Genomic DNA, 19,481 nt, shown 5'->3' on the forward strand with positions numbered 1-19,481 from the left:
CCTTCTCAGCGCGTGTCCTGGTCGTCCAGCCCCAGGGCGCGCAGCCGGGCGCGCTCCTCGTCCCAGCCGGCGCGCTCCTTGACGTTGAGGAACAGATGCACCGGGCGCTCCAGCAGCGACGCCAGCCCGTGCCGCGCCTTCTCGCCGATGGAGCGGATCCTGCTGCCCTTGTCGCCGATCAGGATGCCCTTGTGGCCGGCCCGCGAGACATAGATCGTGGCCTCGATCCGCACCGAGCCGTCCGGCTGCTCCTTGAAATTCTCGGTCTCCACGGTGGCGGCGTACGGCACCTCCTCGTGGGTCTGCAGGAAGATCTGCTCGCGCACCATCTCGGCGGCCAGCAGCCGGTCCGGCAGGTCGGTGAGGTCGTCCTCCGGATACAGGAACGGCCCCTCCGGCAGCGCCTGCGCCATGTCGTCGAGCAGGTCGTCGAGCCCCTCGCCGGAACGGGCGCTGACCATCAGCGTGCGCTCGACATCGAACAGGGCGACCAGTTCCGCGGTGAGCGGCAGCAGCCGCGGCCGTGGCACCAGGTCGGTCTTGTTGAGCACCAGCCACAGCCGCCGTCCGCTGCCGTGCAGCCTGTGCGCGATGTCGCGCACGCCCTCGGTGACGCCGCTGCGGGCATCGACCAGCACCAGGGTGATGTCGGCATCGTCCGAGCCGGTCCAGGCGGCGGCCACCATGGCGCGGTCGAGCTTGCGCTTCGGCTTGAAGATGCCCGGCGTGTCGACCAGCAGCAGCTGCGCCCGCCCCTGCCGCGCCCGGTCCGGCGACCGCAGGTCGTGCATCAGGATGCCGATCACCCGGAAGCGCGTGGTCTGTGCCTTCGGGCTCACGATCGACAGCTTGGAGCCGGCGAGCTTGTTCAGCAGGGTCGACTTGCCGGCGTTCGGCGCCCCCACGATGGCCACGAAGCCGCACCGGGTCGGGGCGGCAACTGTCTCGGCGGAGGTCATGACGGTTTCCCTGAGGGGCGCGAGAGCTGGGCCAGCAGATCGGCGGCTGCCGCACTTTCCGCCGCGCGCTTGGTGCTGGCGGTGCCGACCCCCGACAGGGCGCCGGCCACCGCCCGGATGACGAAGACCGGCGCGTGCGACGGACCCTCGGCGGACTCCACCACATAGAGTGGCAGGTTGCGGCCGCGGCCGAGCAGCCATTCCTGCAGCGCCGTCTTGGCATCCTTCGGCGGCAGCGTCTGCGCCTCGATCATCCCGGCCCAGGCGGTACGGATGAACGTCCGCGCGGGCTCCAGGCCGCCATCCAGGAAGGCGGCGCCCAGCACCGCCTCGACGGCGTCCGCGAGCACGGTGGCGACCTGCCGCACACCCGCCCTGGTCTCGTGATCCGAGACCGCAAGCGCCTCCGACAGGCCGATCGCCGCCGCGATCTCGGCAAGCACCGGGCGAGAGACCAGGCGCGCATGGCGCAGGCCGATCTGCCCCTCCGGCTCGTCGGGATAGCGCTCGATCAGCCACTCCGCCATCAGCAGGCCAAGCACGCGATCGCCGATGAATTCGAGCCGCTCGTTGGAGCGCAGCGGTTTCTCGGCGGCCACTTCATGATCATCGAGGCGCGGGCGGCGGGCGCGCGGCCCGGTGCGGCGCTCACCCGGGCGTCTAGCATACAGACTCTGGGCGTTCGCCGCCGAGCGATGCGTCAGCGCCTCGCTCAGCAGCTCCGGCCGGCGGAACCGCCACTGCATCAGCGTCTCGATGCGGTCGCGGGCGTCGCTCAACACGCCCCCGGAGGATGACGAACCTCGCTCACGGTGCCTCAGCGCACCCAGTTCAGCAGGCGGGACCAGCGGATCTCCGCCGGCCACTGCCAGACCTGCCAGAGCGGGTGGCGCTCATCGACCGAGAAGAAGATGAACTTGGCGTGGCCGATCAGGTTGGTCATCGGCACGAAGCCGAGATCCTCCGGCTCGGTGCCCATGAAGCGGCTGTCAGCGCTGTCGTCGCGGTTGTCGCCCATGGCGAAGAAATAGCCGGGCGGCACCACGTAGTCCGGCGTGTTGTTGTACTGCCCGTCGCTGGTCAGCTTGAGGATCTGGTGCGCCACCGGGCCACGACCGGCGCTGCCCGGCAGGAACTCCTGGTAGCGGCGGCCCTCCATCCGGGTGCCGTTCTCGTCGGACGCGACGGCGTCTCCCTCGTCGGTGCGCGGCACCAGCTTGCCGTTGAGATACAGCTCGCCGCCGCGCATCTGGATATGATCGCCGGGCAGCCCGACGATGCGCTTGATGTAGTCGATCGAGGTATCCTGGGTGAAGCGGAACACCGCCACGTCGCCGCGATGCGGCACCTGCGCCATGATGCGGCCCTCGAACAGGTCGGGCGAGAACGGCAGCGAGAAATGCGAGTAGCCGTATTCATACTTGGCGACGAACAGGTAGTCGCCGACCAGCAGGGTCGGGATCATCGAGCCGGACGGGATATTGAAGCTCTCGAACAGGAAGGTGCGCACGAACACCGCGATCAGCCCGGCATAGAGCAGCGTACGGATCATGTCCCAGGTGCCGGAGCTGGCACCCTTCTTGTTGTGGGCGCTGTCCTTGCGCGACGATAGCTTGGTGAACGCCATGCTCTGTGTGTTCCGCCTGTTCCGACGAGAACCTCCCGCGGCGGGCGGATCAAGCCGACCCGGCCAGGGCCTGTCAAGCAATCGACCCTGCCCCCGGGAGGCGACGGTTCAGCGCGGGTGGACCGCCGAGATGATCACCTGGGCGAAGGCGTAGGGGTATTCGTCGGTCATCGTCACCAGCAGGTGCGGCGTCGTGCCAGCCGGCAGCAGCGCCTGCAGGCGAACCAGCGCGCCTCCGGTCAATGCCAGCGTCGGCTGGCCGCCCGGCAGGTTCACCACGCCCATGTCGGAATGGAACACCCCGTGCGCGAACCCGGTCCCGAGCGCCTTGGCGCAGGCCTCCTTGGCGGCCCAGCGCTTGGCATAGGTGCCGGGACGGATCGCCGGCGTGCGACGCTCGGCGCGGGCGCGCTCGGTTTCGGTGAACACGCGCTCGAGGAAGCGGTCGCCATGCCGCGCCATCACCCGCTCGACCCGCCGGATGTCGCACAGGTCCGACCCAATCCCGACCATGAAGCTGGCGCTTCCGGGGGGCAGGCCCGCGGTGCCGGCGGTGAGGCTCACGCCTTGGCGCGCTCCACCTGGGTGATCCCGCTGGCGCCGCGCAGGCCGGCGATCACGGTGGAAAGGTGCCGCAGATCGCGCACCTCGACATCGACCAGGATCTCCATGAAGTCGAGCTGGCGGTTGACGATCTTGAGGTTGACCACGGTGCCGTCATGCTTGGAGACCGCATTGGTCAGCGTCGCCAGCATCGAGGGTTCGTTGGCGGCAATCACGCTGACCCGGCCGACATGCGGCTCCGCATGGCTGCCGCGGGTGATCGCGTCGTAGTCCCAGTCGACATCCATGAACCGCTCGGGCGTGGCGGCGAAGCTGTCCAGCGTCTGGCAGCCGACGGTGTGCACGGTGATGCCCTTGCCCTGGGCCACGATGCCGAGGATGCGGTCGCCCGGCAGCGGATGGCAGCAGCCGGCGAAATGCACCGCGATGCCGGCGCCCAGCCCGCGCAGCGACATGTTGCCCGGGACGGCGGCAGTGCCGGTACGTCCCGCGCCGGGCCGCGGCAGGCCAGGGATCATGCGCGGCGCGCGTGCGGTCTGGCGCAGCTCCGGATAGGCCGCGTGCACCACGTCCTTCGGACCGAGCGTTCCGGTGCCGACGGCGACATAGAGATCGTCGCGGCTGGCACATTTCAGCTGCTTCAAGGCCGCGTCGAGGATCTTTTCCGAACCGTCGACGCCCTCCTGCCGGAACGCCTTGGCGAGCGCCGCGCGCCCCGCATCGAGATGCGTCTCGCGCTGCTGCTGGGTGACGTAGCGGCGTATGCGCGCGCGCGCCTTGCCGGTGACGACGAAGCGCTCCCACGACGGCGACGGGGTGCCGCCGCGCGCGGTCATGATCTCGACCTGGTCGCCGTTCTGCAGCTCGTGGCGCAGCGGCATCAGCCGGCCGTTGACCTTGGCGCCGACGCAGCCGTCGCCGACCTGGCTGTGCACCGCGTAGGCGAAGTCGACCGGCGTCGCTCCGCGCGGGAGCTGGATCAGCTGCCCTTTCGGCGTGAAGCAGAACACCTGGTCCTGGTAGAGCTCGAGCTTGGTGTTCTCGAGGAACTCGTCGGGGGCGGCGGAATTCTCGATGATCTCGAGCAGGTCCTGCACCCAGCGCAGCCGGCGCAGGCTGGTGACCGCGCGGCTGACCTCGTCCTCGGCGGAGCCCGGCACCTGCTTGTAGACCCAGTGCGAGGCGACGCCGTTCTCGGCAACATCGTGCATCTCCGGAGTGCGGATCTGCACCTCGATCTTCTGGTTGCGCGGATGGCGCAGCGTCACCCCGGTATGCAGGCTCTGGTAGCCGTTCGCCTTCGGGGTGGAGATGTAGTCCTTGAAACGCCCGGCGATGACCGGATAGGCCGCATGAACCGCGCCGAGCGACACGTAGCAGGCCTCGCGGGACGGTACCATCACCCGGAACGCCATGATGTCGGAAAGCTGCTCGAAGGCGACGTTGCGCTTCTGCATCTTCTCCCAGATCGAGAAGGAGGATTTCTCGCGTCCCTTCACCTCCAGCACCGGCACGCCGGCATCGCCGCAGATCCGGGTCAGTTCGCGCCGGACTTCCTCGATGACGTCGGCACCCTGGCCGCGCAGGTAGTTCAGCCGCGCCTGGATGGTCGAGTTGGCTTCCGGCTCGAGCTCGGCGAACGACAGGTTCTGCAGCTCGGTCTTGACCTTGTCCATGCCGATGCGCCCGGCGAGCGGCGCATAGATGTCCATGGTCTCGCGCGCGATGCGCTCCCGCCGATCCTGCCGGCGCACGTAGTGCAGGGTGCGCATGTTGTGCAGCCGGTCGGCGAGCTTGACGATCAGCACGCGTATGTCGCGGCTCATAGCCAGCACCAGCTTGCGGAAGTTCTCGGCCTGCTTGGTGCGGTCGGACTGCAGTTCCAGCCGGGTCAGCTTGGTCACGCCGTCGACCAGGTCGGCGATCGCACTGCCGAACCGGTCCGAGATCACCTTGTAGGTGACACCGGTATCCTCGATGGTGTCGTGCAGCAGGGCGGTGACGATCGAGGGAACGTCCAGCCGGAAACCGGCGAGGATCTCGGCGACCGCCAGCGGATGGGTGATGTAGGGCTCGCCATTGTCGCGCTTCTGGCTGGCATGCGCCTCTCGCGCGATCGCGTAGGCCTGTTCGATCAGTCCGGTATCGGCGTCGGGATCGTACGACAGCACCCGCCTGATCAGTGCCTCGCCTCCCGCCGGGCCACCGGCGGGATTGTGCGGCATCGCCTCGATCGGACCGACGATCGGGATCGGAGAGCCAGCCGGCGCATTCACGGCCAATTCTGCCGCCCCGATCTCGGGAGGCAGCCTCGCGCCGTCGGGCGCGTAGAGCGGATGGGCGGGCTGGCCCGGCGCGCGGCCGGACGACGAACTCTCGTCCCCGGGGCCGCGCGCCGCCCAACCGTTACGATGCGGCTCGCGCGGCCCCATCATCTACCGGCAGCAGGCCATGCGAGGGAGGCGGGCCATCGACCGGGACAGGACATCTACCGGCGCGTGCGCCCGCCGAGTTCGGCCTCGATCGCGGCCTCCAGTTCTTCCGGCGACAGCTCGGTGCCCATCGCACCCGCCTCTTCCTCGGCCGAGACATCCTGCAGGCCGAAGATGTTCTGGTCGGTCGGGATCAGGTCGAGCACCTCCTCGTCCGCAGGCTCCGGCTCTGGAGCACGCGCCAGCGACTTCACCAGGTCCTGGTGCAGGCGGGACAGCGAGATGGTCTCCTCCGCAATCTCACGCAGCGCCACGACCGGGTTCTTGTCGTTGTCGCGGTCGATCGTCATCTCCTCGCCGCGACTCAGGTTGCGCGCGCGCTGGGCGGCGAGCAGCACAAGCTCGAAGCGGTTCGGGATCTTCTCAACGCAGTCTTCGACGGTGACGCGCGCCATGCGGCCAACCTCCGCTCATCTTTGTGGAATATTCCATAGTAGGGGTTGCGACGCCGCGCCGCAACCATGCGGGCCGGGGGCGGCCTCCACGGCCGCGATCAGGGCCTCCACGGTCCGTCCGTCACGCGGATCGACCCAGTCCGGGCAGACGTCGCGCAGCGGCTGCAGCACGAACGACCGCTCGGCCAGCCGCGGATGCGGCAGGACCGGTCCCGAACCAGGCTCGACGCCGGCCGGCCTGATCACGTCGCCGACGGCGAGAAGGTCAAGGTCGAGGCTGCGCGCGGCATTGGCCACGCTGCGCACCCGGCCGGCCGCCGCCTCGATCCGGTGCAGCGCCGACAGCAGCCAGGCAGGCTCAACCTGGGCCGTCCCCTGCAGGCGGATCACCCCGTTGACGTAGTCCGGCTGTCCGGATGGCGGCATCGCGGCACTTCCGTACCAGGCCGAGACCGCCTGCAGCCGCAGGCCCGGCAGCGACGCCACCTCCTGTACCGCCCGGAGGCAGGTGGTGATCGGACGGTCGCCCCAGGGGCCCGGCAGGTTGGCGCCGACGGCGACCAGGATCAGCATCGTATCACCGCGCTCGTTCATCGCGTCGTAACGCGCCCCTTCCGTGAATTCGGCCATCCCTGCTATGGGCGCAGCGGGCAGACCGAGGCTCGGGCCGGGATCAACCCATTCTTCATCCAGCCGGTGCACTATCCCGGGGGAGACAGGGATCAAATGGATTTTCGCCAGGACGAACGCACCTGCCTGTTCATCGACGGCGCCAACCTCTATTCGGCGTCGCGGAACCTCGGCTTCGATGTCGACTACCGGAACATGCTCGCGTATTTCAAGTCGAGGTGCAACCTGGTTCGAGCCTATTACTACGCAGCGGTCGTCGATACCGATGAATACTCCCCGCTGAAGCCGTTGACTGACTGGCTCGCCTACAATGGCTATAGCCTGGTCACCAAGGCTGCACGCGAGTTCACCGACCCCAGCGGTCGCCGGCGCGTCAGGGGCAACATGGAAGTCGACATTGCCGTGGACATGCTCGAATCGGCGCCCCGGATCGATCACGCCATCTTGTTCAGCGGCGATGCGGACTTCCGGCGACTGGTCGAGAGCGTGCAGCGCCAGGGCGTGCGTGTCAGCGTGGTGTCCAGCCTGCGCTGCAACCCCCCGATGATCGGCGACGAGCTGCGCCGGCAGGCGGACCAGTTCCTCGAGCTCGCCGAGATCGCCACCGAGTTCACCCGGCGCCAGACGGAACCGCGGCCACGCTCCGGCGCCCGCGCACCGACCAGCGAAAGCGTCGCCGACGCCGCCGTGCCGTCATGACCTCGGCTTCGGGCGCGATACCAACCCGGCCGGCTCCGGTCACCAGCCGGGCGGCAGCCCCGGATGTGCCGACGGACGCACCGGGGGCACCGGAGCACCCGGCGCATGACTGCCCGCTCTGCCCGCGCCTGGTCGCCTACCGGGAGGCGAACCGCCAGGAGCATCCCGAATGGTGGAACGGCCCGGTACCGTCTTGGGGCTCGCTCGACGCCGAGCTGCTGGTCGTCGGCATGGCGCCGGGCGTGCGCGGCGCCAACCGGACCGGGCGGCCGTTCACCGGCGATTTCGCCGGCACGCTGCTCTACGAGACGCTGCTTAAATTCGGTTTCGCGACCGGCGCGTATGGAGCCGATCCATCGGATGGCATGGCGCTGTCGAACTGCCGCATCGTCAATGCGGTGCGCTGCGTGCCACCGGCCAATTTGCCGCAGCCGGTCGAGGTGCGCACATGCAACCGATTCCTGCGTAGCGAGCTGGAGGCGATCCGTCCGCTGCGCGTCGTGCTGGCCCTCGGCGTGCTCGCGCACAGCGCGGTGCTGGCGGCATGCGGCATCCCGGTCTCGCGGCTGCGCTTCCGCCACGGGCAGATCCTGACCCTGCCGGACGGCCTGCTGCTGGCCGACAGCTACCATGTCTCGCGCTACAACACGAACACCGGCAGGCTGACCACGGCGATGTTCGAAAGCGTCGTCGCCGAACTGCGCGCCTGCCTGCAGCAACCCGGCCGCGATACCTGAGCGCCGGGCACCCGGGCTCCGGCCGGAGCCCTCGCCGGGACGCGATCCGGGCGGCAACTCGACGAGTGCCGCGGCGCTAGTGCACCGCCAATTCAGCAGCGGGCTCTTCAGTGCGATCCAATCCAGCCATTCGTATCACCGAGGGCCTTCCCTACCCGAGAGGCGCCACCTGGAATGGCAGGGGGGTCAACTTCGCTCTCTTCTCGGCCCACGCCACGCGGGTCGAGCTCTGCCTGTTCGACGACAGCGGCGAGACCGAGATCGGCCGCATCGACCTGCCGGAGTATACCAACGAGGTGTTCCACGGCTTCCTGCCGGACGCCCGCCCCGGCACCGTCTATGGCTACCGCGTGCACGGCCCCTACGAGCCGGCCCAAGGCCACCGGTTCAACCCGAACAAGCTGGTGCTCGACCCCTATGCCAAGGCGGTGGTCGGCCAGTTGCAATGGGCGCCGGAGCTGTTCGGCTACACCATCGGTTCGCCGCAGAAGGATCTGAGCTTCGACACCAGGGACAGTGCGCGGTTCATGCCCAAGTCCCGGGTGATCGACCCGGCCTTCACCTGGGGCGACGACCGCGCGCCACGCGTGCCATGGGCGATGACGGTGCTCTACGAGACCCACGTGAAGGGCTTCACCAAGCGCATGCATGCCTTGCCGGAGCACATACGCGGCACCTTCCGCGGCCTCGCCTCGCCCGAGGCCATCCGCCACATGAAGACCATCGGCGTGACCTCGGTCGAGCTGTTGCCCACGCACATGTTCGTCGACGACAGCTACCTGATGGAACAGGGGCTGGTGAACTACTGGGGCTACAACACGCTCAGCTTCTTCGCGCCGAGCCGGCGCTACGCCGCAGTTCCCGACTTCGCCTTCTCCGAGTTCAAGGAGATGGTCAGCCGGCTGCACGATGCCGGCCTCGAGGTGATCCTGGACGTCGTCTACAACCACACGGCCGAAGGCAACGAACTCGGCCCGACGCTGTCGTTCAAGGGCATCGACAACGCCTCGTACTACCGGCTCATGCCCGGCGAGAAACGCTACTACATCAACGACACCGGGACCGGGAACACCGTCAACCTCAGCCATCCGCGCGTCATCCAGATGGTTACCGACAGCCTGCGGTATTGGGTGACCGAGATGCATGTCGACGGCTTCCGTTTCGACCTCGGCACCATCCTGGCACGCGAGCCATACGGCTTCGACCAGCAGAGCGGCTTCCTGCGCGCGGTCTCGCAGGATCCGGTGCTGAACGAGGTCAAGCTGATCGCGGAGCCCTGGGATTGCGGGCCGGGTGGCTACCAGGTGGGCGGTTTCCCCCCCGGCTGGGCGGAATGGAACGACGGCTTCCGCGACCAGGTGCGCAGCTTCTGGAAGGGCGATGCCGGGCAGGTCCCGGCGCTCGCGAACCGCGTCACCGGCAGCGCACCCGAGTTCAATCATCGCGGCCGCCAGGCGTGGTCCAGCGTCAACTTCCTGACCGCGCATGACGGCTTCACGCTCAACGACTGGGCCTCGTACAGCGAGAAGCACAACGAGGCCAACGGCGAGGGCAACCGCGACGGCAACTCGAACAACATGTCCTGGAACTGCGGCGCGGAAGGCCCGACGGACGATCCCGACATCATGGCGCTGCGCGACCGCCAGATCCGCAACATGCTGGCGACGTTGTTGCTGGCGCGCGGCACGCCGATGCTGCTGGCCGGCGACGAGATGGCACGCACCCAGGACGGCAACAACAATGCCTACTGCCAGGATAACGAGATCAGCTGGCTCGACTGGGAGCATGGCGAGCGCCAGCGCCAGCTGATCGACTTCGTGGCGCGTCTGACGGCGCTGCGCCGCAAGCTGCCGGTCCTGAACCGCACCCGCTACCTCACCGCCGAATGGAACGAGGAACTGGAGGTGCGCGACATCACCTGGCTGGCGCCGGATGGCCGCGTCATGCAGCAGCACGACTGGGACCGGCACGACGCCCGCGCGCTCGGTTTCGTGCTCGACGGGCGCGCCCAGGTAACCGGCATCCGCCGGCGCGGCGCCGACGGCACCGTGCTGATCGTGATGAACAGCTACCATGGCAGCGTGCCCTTCACGCTTCCGGAGGTGACCGGCGGCGCCGGCTGGCGCTGCCTGATCGACACCACCACGGCGGCCGAGCCGGAACAGCGGCCGCACGCCGTCGGGGCACGCTACCCGGTGGAGGGGCGCTCGCTGGTGCTGTTCGAGCTGCTCGGCGATGCCGCGTACCTCGAGGCCCGCAACGCGCACGTGAGCCCGCGATGAGCAGCCTGCGCGTCCGCGACGTGATGACGCGCTACGTCGAGTTCCTGGAGCCCACCGCCACGGTTCAGGACGCCGCCGCCCTGATGGGCGAACTCGATGTCGGCGGCCTGCCGATCGGTGACGCCTCCAGCCTGGAGGGCGTCATCACCGACCGCGACATCCTCTACCGCGTGGTGGCGCGAGGCCTGAGCACCACGACGGACGTACGCAGCGTGATGTCGCAGCCGGTGGTCACCTGCCGTGACGACGATGCCCTGCAGATGGTGATCGACGCCATGGCGGCACACCACATCCGCCGCATGGCGGTGCTGTCGACCGAGGGCAATGTCGCCGGCTGGATCACGCTCGCCGACATCTCCCGCCGCCTGCTGGTCGAGAGCCACCGGTTGCAGGAAACCTTGCGCGATCTGACCGAAGCGGAGGCCGTGGAGGCGTAGTTAACGCGATGCTCACGAACCGGTGCCATGATCAGGGGATCGGGAGTGAAGCGGATGGACATTGCCACGCGAGACTTCGTCGTCTCGGAGCTGCGGGAGGCCATGCGGTCCGAACTGGGCGGCATGTTCGACGACCTGCACCGCTTCGTCGACCGGCGCATTGCAGAGCTGAGCGCCGAAGTGCATGGCGCGGTGACGTTGATCGACTACAGCGAGACGAACCTGAGCGGCCAGCTCGGACGCATGCGTGACCAGATCTCCAGCCTGATCGCGGCCCCTGCGGCAGCCACGCGCAACAGCGGGCTGGAACTGGAAGTGGTGGTCCAGGACACCGAGCGGGCTGCCAACCAGATCATGGAGGCGGCCGAGGCGATCGGCGAATGGATCGCGTCCGGCGACCGCGACCCTGCTTCGGTGCAGGACATGGTCGAGCGGATCAACATGATCTTCCAGGCATGCAGCTTCCAGGATCTGACCGGCCAGCGCATCCGCAGGGCGATCGAGCACCTGCAGAAGGTCGAGACCATGCTCGGCGGCCTGATGCAGGATGGCGATGCAACCGGCGAGCCCGGCACGACGGCCGCCGAGGCAAGACCGCCAGCCGAGATCCTCCACACCATCATGTGCTCCCACGAGAGTGCGTGCACGCCGGATCTTGCGCAGGCCGAAATCGACCGCCTGCTCGACTTCTGACGCCGGCTCGACTGCTGACGATCGGGCGTCCGGCCGGCAAGGTCCGCTACGGCGACGCTGTCCCCTATGGGTCGGGTACTGCCCTAGTTCTGGTAGCGTCGCGCGATGCTGTGCAGCATGTCGGGGGGCAGCGACAGGCGGCTCGACAGGTAGCGGGTGAAGTCGCGGTTGACCGGGTCGGACTGGTCGTTGACCCGCATCGTCACGGCGACGGCGTGGCCGGTCAGATGAGCCTTGCGTACCGCCTCGACGAGTTCATGGAACGGCATCGGCAGTTCCATCAGGGCGGGCAACGCCGCCAGCAGCCGATCGTCCGCATGCACCAGGGCGAGCGCGGTCTCGGCACGCTGCAGCCGCGCCGCGTCGACCGGGCCTGCGGCCAGCATGGAGGCGACTGCGACCTGCAGCAGCAGGACCGACTGCTCGCGCGACAACGTCGCGAAATTGAGCGTCAGCGGATGCAGGGTCTGGTTACGGTTCTGCGACCAGCCGTGCAGCACCTTCTCCGACAGCACTCCCGCGATGATGTCGTTGCTGGTCGGCCGCGCAGGTCCGGCCGCATCCCCGGCCGGCATCGCGACCTTCGGCAGCACCTCGGCGATCTGGCTCGCCGATAGCGCGTCGCGCTCCAGGGACGGGGCCGTGCCGTCCCGGTTCTGCGCCCGCCGCATCAGGAACGACGTCAGGCGGGCCTGCAGGCTCATCCGGCCGAGACCTGCGGCACCAGCGCGTCGATCTGCTCCAGCAGCCGTGAGAAATCGACCGGCTTCGGATGGTAGTCGTCGCATCCGGCGGCCAGCGCCTTCTCCCGGTCGCCCGACATCGCGTGCGCGGTCAGGGCGATGATCGGCATGGTGCCGCCGCCATCCTTGATCGAACGCGCCGCCGTCCAGCCGTCCAGCACCGGCAGGTTCATGTCCAGCAGAACGATGTCCGGCCGCTCGCCGAGCGCCCTGTCCATGCCCTGCTGTCCATCGTGCGCGAGCAGCACGTCGAAGCCGCGGCGCTTCAGGCGACGCGACAGGAAGTCCCAGATCTCCTCGTGGTCCTCGACCAGCAGGATCGTTGTCATCCGCGCGCCTTCCTATACCTGTGTCGTGTGGCGATCTGGCGCCTCGGTGGCCTGGCGATCGCCCTCCGCAGGCTGTCTGCGCACATAACCCCGCAACTGCTGCGCAAGTTCGTCGAGACCGGTGCTGCCCTTGCTCATCACCCGGTCGACCTTGCCACGCAGCGTCGCCTGCTCGCTCGGGGTGATGTCCTTCGCCGTCAGCACGATCACGCCGACCGCGTCCCAGCGTTCGTCCGCCCGCAGCCGGCGGAGGAACTCGAAGCCGTCCATCTGCGGCATCATCAGGTCGAGCAGGATGACCGACGGCGTCTGCAGCTCCAGGGCCGCCAGAGCCTCGGCGCCGTTCTCGGCGGTGCGGGCCGGCAATCCCTCGCGGGCCAGCATGCCGGCGAGGCGGCGGCGGTTGCCCTCGTCGTCATCCACCACCAGCACGTCGCCGGGAGCCGCGCCACGGAACGGCGCCATCGCGGCGGCGAGCTCCTTCCACTCGATCGGCTTGACCAGGTAGTCGGTGGCGCCCAGCGACACCGCGAGGCCTTCCTCGTGCACGAAGGAGATCATCACCACCGGGGTCGCGGCCAGGGCCTCGTCGGCGCGGATCGCGCTCAGCACCGACCAGCCATCCATGCGCGGCATCATCACGTCGAGCAGAACCACCCGAGGCTGCAGCGCCCGCGCCAGCGCCAGGCCGCTCTGGCCGTCGGCGGCACTACGCACCCGGAAGCCCTCGCGCTCCAGGAACCGGCCGACCAAGTCACGGGTGGCGGGATCGTCGTCGATGATGAGCACCGTGTCCGGATCGTGCGCCGCGACCACCGCTTCATCCGCCGCCGCACCCGTCTGCTCGTCGGCGTCCGGCAGGAATGCCGGGATGCGCAGGATGAAGGTCGAGCCACTTCCCTCGACGCTGCGTACGTCGATGCTGCCCCCCATCAGCACCGCGAAACCGCGGGTAATCGCGAGGCCGAGCCCGGTGCCGCCGAACCTGCGCGTGGTGGAGGGATCCGCCTGCACGAAGCGCTCGAACAGGCGCTGCACCTGCTCCTCGTTCATGCCGATGCCGCTGTCCTGCACCGCGAACTCGAGCCACTCGCCACCCTGCTCCGCGTCGCGTCGGACGTGCAGGACGATCTCGCCCTGCTCGGTGAACTTCGCGGCGTTGCCGAGCAGGTTGAACAGGCACTGGCGCAGTTTCACCTGGTCGGTGTTCATGCTGCCGAGTTCGCCCTGCAGCTCGACGCGGAACCGGTTCTCCTTCTTGGCCATCAGGCTCTGCACCGTCGCTTCGACCTGCTGGAGCAGCGTGTCGACCGCGAACTCCTCGGCGAACACCGTCATGCGGTTGGCTTCGATCTTCGACAGGTCGAGCACGTCGCTGATCAGGCTGAGCAGGTGCCGCGCGGCGTCGTTGATCTTGCGCAGGTCCTTCAGCAGATGCGTCTGCCCGGCATCCTCGACCTCCTCCTCCAGCATCTCGCTGTAGCCGATGACGGCGGAGAGCGGCGTGCGCAGCTCGTGGCTCATGTTGGCGATGAACTGGCTCTTGGCGAGGTTGGCCTGTTCCGCCGCCTCCTTCGCCGCTTCCAGCTCGTGCTCGATCAGCTTGCGCTCGGTGATGTCGCCATGGATGCCGATCCACTCGGTGACCCCACCGGCATCGTCGAGCACCGGCGCCGCGCGGGCCTGCATGTAGCGCCACTCGCCGTCATGGCGCCGCACCCGGTGCTCGATCTCGTAGAGGCTGCGCCGGGCAAGCGCCTGCTGCCAGGTCGCCATCGTGACCTCGCGATCGTCGGGATGGATGGCGGACAACCAGCCTTCGCCGACCGACTGCGCCTCGTCCTGGCCGGTGAAGGCGCACCAGGCCGCATTGCCCGCGGGCATCGCTCCGGTGGCTTGGGCGCTCCAGACGATCTGCGCCACGGCATCGACCAGCGAACGATAGCGCCGCTCCTCGTCACGCAGGCGCTGGTCGCGTGCGACCGTCTCGGTGATGTCGGTGTTGGTGCCGATCCAGCGCACGATGCGCCCCTCGGCGTCGCGCGACGGATTGGCGCGCGACAGGAACCAGCGCCAGGCGCCGTCACGGCGGCGTAGCGGATAGGTATCCTCCCAGTCCTCGCCGAGCTCGAAGCTGCGCCTGAAGCCGGTGACGACACGGTCCAGGTGCGCGGGGTCGACCACCGCCTCCCAACCCGAGCCCTGCATGTCGCTCAGGCCGTAGCCGGTATAGTCCGTCCAGCGGCGGTTGTACCAGAACACGTAGGCGTCCGGGCGCGCGAGCCAGCAGAGCTGCGGCAGGTTGTCCGCCAGCGCCGCGAAATCCGCGAAGTCCGGTGCTGCGACTTTATCGATCGGTCCGGGCAAGACATACGCTCCTCGCGGGGAGTGGGGCTCTTCGAGGGGCTCGCGAGCCGGCAAGGAACCCTCACGGCTACGGAAAGTTCTTCCGCCTTCGCCCGATCCCGCGCCAGCAACGCCCCTGGGCCCGCCGCCTCCCGGAGACCGCCTCACCATGACGATCGACGAGGCGCTCGCCTTCGGCATCCTGGCCTGCACGGTGGGCATGTTCGTCTGGGGGCGGCTCGCCTACGACCTGATCGCCCTGCTCGCCCTGATCGCAGGCATCGTCGCCGGCATCATCCCGATGAAGACCGCCTTCGACGGGTTTTCCGACGATGTCGTGGTCATCATCATCGGAGCGCTGGTGGTGAGTGCGGCGATCGCGCGATCCGGTGTCGTCGAGAGCCTGATGAACCCGTTCCTGCCGCGGCTGCGTACCTTGCAGGCGCAGGTCCCGGCAATGGTCGGCGCGGTCGGGCTGCTCTCGATGTTCTGCAAGAACGTCGGTGCGCTCGCGATCTTCATGCCGACCGCGTTGCAGCTCTCGCGGCGTGGCAAGCGCTATCCCGGCCCGCTGCTGATGCCGATGAGCTTTGCCTCGCTGCTCGGCGGACTGGTGACACTGATCGGCACCTCGCCCAACATCCTGATCGCCAAGGTGCGCGCCGATTTCTCCGGCCACCCGTTCGGCATGTTCGACTTCACCCCTGTCGGCCTGCCGGTTGCCATCCTCGGCTGCCTCTTCCTCGCCTTCGGCTATCGGCTGGTACCGCGCAACCGCCGTCCCGCCGGCGGGCTGGACGCGGCCTTCAACCTTGCCGCCTACACCACCGAGGCGCGCCTGCCGGCCGGCAGCCCGATGGTCGGGCGCAGCGTGCGGGAACTCGAACGCGCCAGTGATGGCGAGGTGGTGGTCGGCACCATCCTGCGCGAGCGCTACCGTCGCTTCGTGCCGGCGGCGGAATCGCTGCTGAACGACGGCGACGTGCTGCTGCTGCAGGGCGATCCGGATGCCCTCGAACGGCTGGTTGCCCGCGCCCGCCTCCAGCTCGGCCGCGACGAGGCTCCGGCACATGCGGCGGAGGCGGAGGAGATCAGCGTCGTCGAGGCGGTGGTGACCGCCGACAGTACGCTGGTCGCCCGCACCCAGGACCAGGTCTCGCTCGGCACCACCCACGGCCTCAGCCTGATCGCGCTGAGCCGCACCGGCGAGCAGATCACCCGCCGGCTGCATGCCATCCGCTTCCGCATCGGCGACGTGGTGCTGCTGCGTGGCGCCTCGAAGCAGATCCCGGACGCTCTCGGCGCGCTGCGCGTGCTGCCGCTGGCAGAGCGCCGGCTGACCTTGGGCGCCAGCCATCGCAGCTTCCTGCCGCTCCTGGTACTGCTGGCGGCGATGGCGGCGGCTGCGACGCACACGCTCTCGCCCGGCGTCGCCTTCATCGCGGCAGCCGCCATCATGGTGGTGCTGCGGTTCCTGACGATGGAAGAGGCCTACCACACCGTCGAATGGCACGTGATCGTTCTGCTCGGCGCGCTGATCCCGGTCAGCCATGCCATCCAGACCACCGGCGGCACCGCGCTGATCGCCCACAACCTGCAGGGCGTACTGCACCTGGTGCCACCGGAAGCGGCGCTTGCGATCATCCTGGTGCTGGCGATGGTGCTGACGCCGTTCCTGCACAACGCGCCGACCGTCCTGATGCTGGGTCCGATCGCGGCCAGCATCGCCCAGCAGCTGCACCTCAACCCGGACGCCTTCCTGATGGCGGTGGCCCTCGGCGCCGGCTGCGACTTCCTCACCCCGATCGGGCACCAGTGCAACACGCTGATCTACGGCCCGGGCGGCTACCGCTTCGGCGACTACTGGAGGTTGGGCCTGCCGCTTTCGGTGATCGTCGTTGCCTCGGGCGTGCCGCTGATCACGCTGGTCTGGGGATTGCGGGTGGGGTGAAGCCTAGCTGCCGCTGAACCAGTTGTAGCCCTGGTCTTCCCAGTAGCCGCCTGGATATTTGTTGGTAACGTAGATCGCCGCGATATGCTTGGGGTTCTTGAAGCCGAGCTTGGTCGGCACACGGATCCGCAGCGGATAGCCGTATTGCGGAGGTAGTGGCTCGTTGGCAGGGCCGGTATCGAGCGCCAGGATGGTCTGCGGATGCAGCGCGGTCTGCATGTCCATGCTGGAGAAGTACTTGTCGGCACATTTGAAGCCGACATACTTCGCGGTGGTATCGGCGCCGATATGCTGCAGGAAGGTGCGCATCGGCACACCGCGCCACTGGCCGATCGCACTCCAGCCCTCGACGCAGATCAGCCGGGTGATCTGGCTTTCCTGCGGCAGTGCGCGCAGGCGCGACAGCGTCCAGGCTGTCTTGTCGGATACCAGGCCCGATACCTCGAGCTTCCAGTTGTCGACGTCGATCTCGGGAACGTTATCCATCGGGTAGTAGGCGTTGAACGGGAACGGCGTGGTCAGCTTCGACGCCGCATAGACCGGCGCCAGCGTGGTCCGGCTGAACAGCAGCCCCTGGATGCGGTCGTTGAAACGCGACATCGCCCAGAGCACCCGGTCGACGGCGTCGCCGTCATCGAGATTGCAGCCCGTCAGCATGGTGAGCGCGCCGAGCGACAGTCCGGAGCGCAGCAGCATGCGCCGGGACCGGTTCGAGATCTCGGGTGGCTTCCTCATGATTCGCTCACTGTCACGTCGTGCGGCCGCCCACGCCCGGTGATCATCGAGGGCAACGTACGCGGCACCAGGATGACCAGCGCGATATGAATGACGAAGAATCCGACCAGCCCGGCCATCGCGCCGAAATGGATCCAGCGCACCACCGGATAGCCGCCGACAAGGTCATCCAGCACCTGCAGCTGCACCGGCTTCCAGAGTGCGAGGCCCGACAGGACGGCAAGCACGCCGAGCAGCAGCGACACCAGGTACAGCAGGCGCTGCACCGCGTTGTAGACGCCAAGCTCGTGCTGCAGCTTGAAGCTCAGCGCCAGCCGGAGGTCGCGCCAGACGCCACCCGGCGTGATCGGCAGCAGCGTCCGCCGGAAGTGCCGGCCGAACAGTCCGTATGCGAAATAGATCAGCGCGTTGGCGACCAGCAGCCACATCGCCGCCAGATGCCAGGCGATACCACCGCCGAGCCAGCCGCCCAGCGTCGCCCAGGCCGGGAAGGTGAACGGCAGCAGCGGCGAGGCGTTGTAGATCTGCCAGCCGCTGGCCACCATGCACCCCAACGCGAACGCGTTGATCCAGTGCGTCAGGCGCACCACCAGCGGGTGCACGACGATCGTCTTGCGCGGATCGGCGGGTGAGGAGGAACTCATCACCCGCACTCCACTCGGTTACATGGGAGGAACGGCACCATCCACTCCGACCACGATACGCTTGGCATCGACGCTGCCGTCGGCGCTCTTCGGGCCGAACGCCACCACGTGTGCGCCGGCCTTCAGCAGGCTCTTGTCACCCGCCTCGAGATCGACCACCGGCGCATCCGCCGGCACCGTCATCGAGGTCTTGCCGCCCTTGTAGTCGACCGTCATCGTCCGACCGCTGGAGCCCGACACGGTGCCGATGGTGCCATTGGTCATCGAGCCCTGGCGGCCGAGGTCCCAGCCGTAGTGCCCCTCGCCGGCGCCGCGCATGGCTTCGGGGAAGATGGTGACCTCGCGGGCCACCAGCGTGCCGCCCGGACCGGGGTTGGCGGCGACGCCGATGAAGCGGCCTTGCTTGGCCTCGGCAAGCGAGGCCTTGGTCGCGCCGACATAGCCGGTGTCCGGGGTGATCTTCAGGGTCACCGGGCCACCGAAGCGGGTCTTCAGGGTCACGCTGGTATCCGTCATGGCGGTGATCACGCCACGGGTACGCGGCGGCGGGCCGGAATCGGCGCGCGCCACCGGTGCCAGCGCCAGCATCGATGCGACTGCGGCTGCGCCCAGGCCGGTGACGGTCAGGAAGTCTGTTCTCATGATCGGACGCATCCTCGTGATTGCTCGTTCAATACGTGGCAGCGATGCCGGTGGTTACCATCGGCAGCAACTTAAAACGGTTCGCCTAGCCGCGCGCCCGCATCAGCCGCGCCTTGTCGCGCTGCCAGTCCCGCGCCGCCACCGCCTGCCGCTTGTCTGCCTTCTTGCGCCCCTCGGCGATCCCGAGCAGCACCTTTGCTACGCCGCGCTCGTTGAAATGGATGTCGAGCGGGATCAGCGTCTGGCCATCGCGTGCCACCGCGCCCAGCATCTTGTCGATCTGCTTGTGGTGCAGCAGCAGCTTGCGCGGCTGCCGCGGCTCGAAGCGCGACAGCACTCCCGCCTGGTATTCTGGAATGTAGCAGTTGAACAGCCAGACCTCGCCGTCGCGCTCGCCGGCGAAAGCCTCGGTCAGCGTCGCCCGGCCAAGCCGCAGGCTCTTCACCTCCGGCCCCTTGAGCACGATGCCGGCCTCCACCGTTTCCTTGATGGTGTAGTCGTAGCGTGCCTTGCGGTTCTGCGCCGCCATGCCGTGGGTGATAAGCCCGCTCTTGCGTTTCTCAGCCATCAGGTTGT

General features: G+C 68.3%; 20 protein-coding genes. 6 read left to right on the plus strand and 14 right to left on the minus strand.

What is annotated here, in order from left to right:
* Nucleotides 1-5 precede the first annotated feature (5 nt).
* The 7 genes from era to folK all read right to left on the minus strand — a co-directional run bounded on the left by era (nucleotide 6) and on the right by folK (nucleotide 6,667).
* A complete protein-coding gene (gene era, locus FE263_RS01135; RefSeq protein WP_138324121.1) occupies nucleotides 6-959 on the minus strand; it encodes a GTPase Era in 954 nt (317 codons plus the stop codon).
* Complete coding sequence (gene rnc / locus FE263_RS01140; protein WP_138324861.1) at nucleotides 956-1,705, minus strand: ribonuclease III; 750 nt, start codon at nucleotides 1,703-1,705, stop codon at nucleotides 956-958. Before rnc ends, era begins: the two co-directional genes overlap by 4 nt.
* A gap of 71 nt (nucleotides 1,706-1,776) precedes the next feature.
* Entirely contained in the window at nucleotides 1,777-2,586 is an 810-nt protein-coding gene (lepB, locus tag FE263_RS01145; protein WP_138324122.1) for a signal peptidase I, read from the minus strand.
* Between the two features lie 108 nt (nucleotides 2,587-2,694).
* Entirely contained in the window at nucleotides 2,695-3,099 is a 405-nt protein-coding gene (gene acpS / locus FE263_RS01150) for a holo-ACP synthase (protein WP_138324862.1), read from the minus strand.
* A gap of 47 nt (nucleotides 3,100-3,146) precedes the next feature.
* On the minus strand, nucleotides 3,147-5,375 hold the full coding sequence (locus FE263_RS01155) for a RelA/SpoT family protein (RefSeq protein ID WP_138324863.1): 2,229 nt from the start codon (nucleotides 5,373-5,375) through the stop codon (nucleotides 3,147-3,149).
* 263 nt (nucleotides 5,376-5,638) lie between these two features.
* Nucleotides 5,639-6,037, minus strand: coding sequence for a DNA-directed RNA polymerase subunit omega (gene rpoZ / locus FE263_RS01160; protein ID WP_138324123.1), 399 nt, complete (start codon nucleotides 6,035-6,037; stop codon nucleotides 5,639-5,641).
* A gap of 15 nt (nucleotides 6,038-6,052) precedes the next feature.
* Nucleotides 6,053-6,667 carry a 2-amino-4-hydroxy-6-hydroxymethyldihydropteridine diphosphokinase gene (folK, locus tag FE263_RS01165; protein ID WP_240758929.1) on the minus strand — a complete coding sequence of 205 codons (615 nt, stop codon included), beginning with the start codon at nucleotides 6,665-6,667 and terminating at the stop codon, nucleotides 6,053-6,055.
* A 96-nt stretch (nucleotides 6,668-6,763) separates the two neighbouring features.
* On the opposite strand from folK, the gene FE263_RS01170 reads away from it, so the two are divergent.
* The 5 genes from FE263_RS01170 (at nucleotide 6,764) to FE263_RS01190 (ending at nucleotide 11,515) form a co-directional block, all read left to right on the plus strand.
* Entirely contained in the window at nucleotides 6,764-7,366 is a 603-nt protein-coding gene (locus FE263_RS01170) for a LabA-like NYN domain-containing protein (RefSeq protein WP_138324124.1), read from the plus strand.
* Nucleotides 7,363-8,103 (plus strand): uracil-DNA glycosylase, encoded by a 741-nt coding sequence (locus FE263_RS01175; RefSeq protein WP_138324125.1) that lies wholly within the window; start codon nucleotides 7,363-7,365, stop codon nucleotides 8,101-8,103. The genes FE263_RS01170 and FE263_RS01175 overlap by 4 nt, the downstream gene beginning before the upstream one ends.
* Before the next feature lie 110 nt (nucleotides 8,104-8,213).
* Nucleotides 8,214-10,385 (plus strand): glycogen debranching protein GlgX, encoded by a 2,172-nt coding sequence (gene glgX / locus FE263_RS01180; RefSeq protein ID WP_138324126.1) that lies wholly within the window; start codon nucleotides 8,214-8,216, stop codon nucleotides 10,383-10,385.
* Nucleotides 10,382-10,822: a CBS domain-containing protein gene (locus FE263_RS01185; protein ID WP_240758930.1), complete on the plus strand. Its 441-nt coding sequence runs from the start codon at nucleotides 10,382-10,384 to the stop codon at nucleotides 10,820-10,822. The genes glgX and FE263_RS01185 overlap by 4 nt, the downstream gene beginning before the upstream one ends.
* Nucleotides 10,823-10,876: 54 nt before the next feature.
* On the plus strand, nucleotides 10,877-11,515 hold the full coding sequence (locus tag FE263_RS01190) for a hypothetical protein (RefSeq protein ID WP_138324127.1): 639 nt from the start codon (nucleotides 10,877-10,879) through the stop codon (nucleotides 11,513-11,515).
* An 83-nt stretch (nucleotides 11,516-11,598) separates the two neighbouring features.
* Here FE263_RS01190 and FE263_RS01195 read toward each other — a convergent pair whose 3' ends face one another.
* The 3 genes from FE263_RS01195 to FE263_RS01205 are packed head-to-tail and all read right to left on the minus strand — an operon-like array spanning nucleotide 11,599 to nucleotide 14,954.
* A complete protein-coding gene (locus FE263_RS01195) occupies nucleotides 11,599-12,219 on the minus strand; it encodes a DUF533 domain-containing protein (RefSeq protein ID WP_138324128.1) in 621 nt (206 codons plus the stop codon).
* Nucleotides 12,216-12,587, minus strand: a complete 372-nt coding sequence (locus FE263_RS01200) for a response regulator (RefSeq protein ID WP_138324129.1) — start codon at nucleotides 12,585-12,587, stop codon at nucleotides 12,216-12,218. The genes FE263_RS01195 and FE263_RS01200 overlap by 4 nt, the downstream gene beginning before the upstream one ends.
* 12 nt (nucleotides 12,588-12,599) lie before the next feature.
* Entirely contained in the window at nucleotides 12,600-14,954 is a 2,355-nt protein-coding gene (locus FE263_RS01205; RefSeq protein WP_171033876.1) for a response regulator, read from the minus strand.
* A 148-nt stretch (nucleotides 14,955-15,102) separates the two neighbouring features.
* Here FE263_RS01205 and FE263_RS01210 point away from each other — a divergent pair, with 148 nt between their 5' ends.
* Nucleotides 15,103-16,884, plus strand: a complete 1,782-nt coding sequence (locus FE263_RS01210; RefSeq protein ID WP_138324131.1) for an SLC13 family permease — start codon at nucleotides 15,103-15,105, stop codon at nucleotides 16,882-16,884.
* Between the two features lie 3 nt (nucleotides 16,885-16,887).
* On the opposite strand, the gene FE263_RS01215 is transcribed toward FE263_RS01210, so the two are convergent.
* From FE263_RS01215 to smpB, 4 genes are all read right to left on the minus strand, one after another.
* Nucleotides 16,888-17,619, minus strand: a complete 732-nt coding sequence (locus FE263_RS01215) for a molybdopterin-dependent oxidoreductase (RefSeq protein WP_138324132.1) — start codon at nucleotides 17,617-17,619, stop codon at nucleotides 16,888-16,890.
* On the minus strand, nucleotides 17,616-18,263 hold the full coding sequence (locus FE263_RS01220; protein ID WP_138324133.1) for a cytochrome b/b6 domain-containing protein: 648 nt from the start codon (nucleotides 18,261-18,263) through the stop codon (nucleotides 17,616-17,618). Before FE263_RS01220 ends, FE263_RS01215 begins: the two co-directional genes overlap by 4 nt.
* Nucleotides 18,264-18,281: 18 nt before the next feature.
* Nucleotides 18,282-18,905 (minus strand): DUF5666 domain-containing protein, encoded by a 624-nt coding sequence (locus tag FE263_RS01225; RefSeq protein WP_138324134.1) that lies wholly within the window; start codon nucleotides 18,903-18,905, stop codon nucleotides 18,282-18,284.
* 85 nt (nucleotides 18,906-18,990) lie between these two features.
* Nucleotides 18,991-19,473 (minus strand): SsrA-binding protein SmpB, encoded by a 483-nt coding sequence (gene smpB / locus FE263_RS01230; protein ID WP_138324135.1) that lies wholly within the window; start codon nucleotides 19,471-19,473, stop codon nucleotides 18,991-18,993.
* Between the last annotated feature and the right edge of the window lie 8 nt (nucleotides 19,474-19,481).

Source organism: Lichenicoccus roseus (assembly GCF_005844085.1).
GTDB classification, from domain to species: Bacteria; Pseudomonadota; Alphaproteobacteria; order Acetobacterales; family Acetobacteraceae; genus Lichenicoccus; species Lichenicoccus roseus.

Bases quoted from the DNA above. Each gene is read 5' to 3' on its own strand.
- era (WP_138324121.1), bottom strand. From the start codon at position 959: ATGACCTCCGCCGAGACAGTTGCCGCCCCGACCCGGTGCGGCTTCGTG.
- rnc (WP_138324861.1), bottom strand. From the start codon at position 1,705: ATGCAGTGGCGGTTCCGCCGGCCGGAGCTGCTGAGCGAGGCGCTGACG.
- lepB (WP_138324122.1), bottom strand. From the start codon at position 2,586: ATGGCGTTCACCAAGCTATCGTCGCGCAAGGACAGCGCCCACAACAAG.
- acpS (WP_138324862.1), bottom strand. From the start codon at position 3,099: ATGGTCGGGATTGGGTCGGACCTGTGCGACATCCGGCGGGTCGAGCGG.
- FE263_RS01155 (WP_138324863.1), bottom strand. From the start codon at position 5,375: ATGCCGCACAATCCCGCCGGTGGCCCGGCGGGAGGCGAGGCACTGATC.
- rpoZ (WP_138324123.1), bottom strand. From the start codon at position 6,037: ATGGCGCGCGTCACCGTCGAAGACTGCGTTGAGAAGATCCCGAACCGC.
- folK (WP_240758929.1), bottom strand. From the start codon at position 6,667: ATGGCCGAATTCACGGAAGGGGCGCGTTACGACGCGATGAACGAGCGC.
- FE263_RS01170 (WP_138324124.1), top strand. From the start codon at position 6,764: ATGGATTTTCGCCAGGACGAACGCACCTGCCTGTTCATCGACGGCGCC.
- FE263_RS01175 (WP_138324125.1), top strand. From the start codon at position 7,363: ATGACCTCGGCTTCGGGCGCGATACCAACCCGGCCGGCTCCGGTCACC.
- FE263_RS01185 (WP_240758930.1), top strand. From the start codon at position 10,382: ATGAGCAGCCTGCGCGTCCGCGACGTGATGACGCGCTACGTCGAGTTC.
- FE263_RS01190 (WP_138324127.1), top strand. From the start codon at position 10,877: ATGGACATTGCCACGCGAGACTTCGTCGTCTCGGAGCTGCGGGAGGCC.
- FE263_RS01195 (WP_138324128.1), bottom strand. From the start codon at position 12,219: ATGAGCCTGCAGGCCCGCCTGACGTCGTTCCTGATGCGGCGGGCGCAG.
- FE263_RS01200 (WP_138324129.1), bottom strand. From the start codon at position 12,587: ATGACAACGATCCTGCTGGTCGAGGACCACGAGGAGATCTGGGACTTC.
- FE263_RS01210 (WP_138324131.1), top strand. From the start codon at position 15,103: ATGACGATCGACGAGGCGCTCGCCTTCGGCATCCTGGCCTGCACGGTG.
- FE263_RS01215 (WP_138324132.1), bottom strand. From the start codon at position 17,619: ATGAGGAAGCCACCCGAGATCTCGAACCGGTCCCGGCGCATGCTGCTG.
- FE263_RS01220 (WP_138324133.1), bottom strand. From the start codon at position 18,263: ATGAGTTCCTCCTCACCCGCCGATCCGCGCAAGACGATCGTCGTGCAC.
- FE263_RS01225 (WP_138324134.1), bottom strand. From the start codon at position 18,905: ATGAGAACAGACTTCCTGACCGTCACCGGCCTGGGCGCAGCCGCAGTC.
- smpB (WP_138324135.1), bottom strand. From the start codon at position 19,473: ATGGCTGAGAAACGCAAGAGCGGGCTTATCACCCACGGCATGGCGGCG.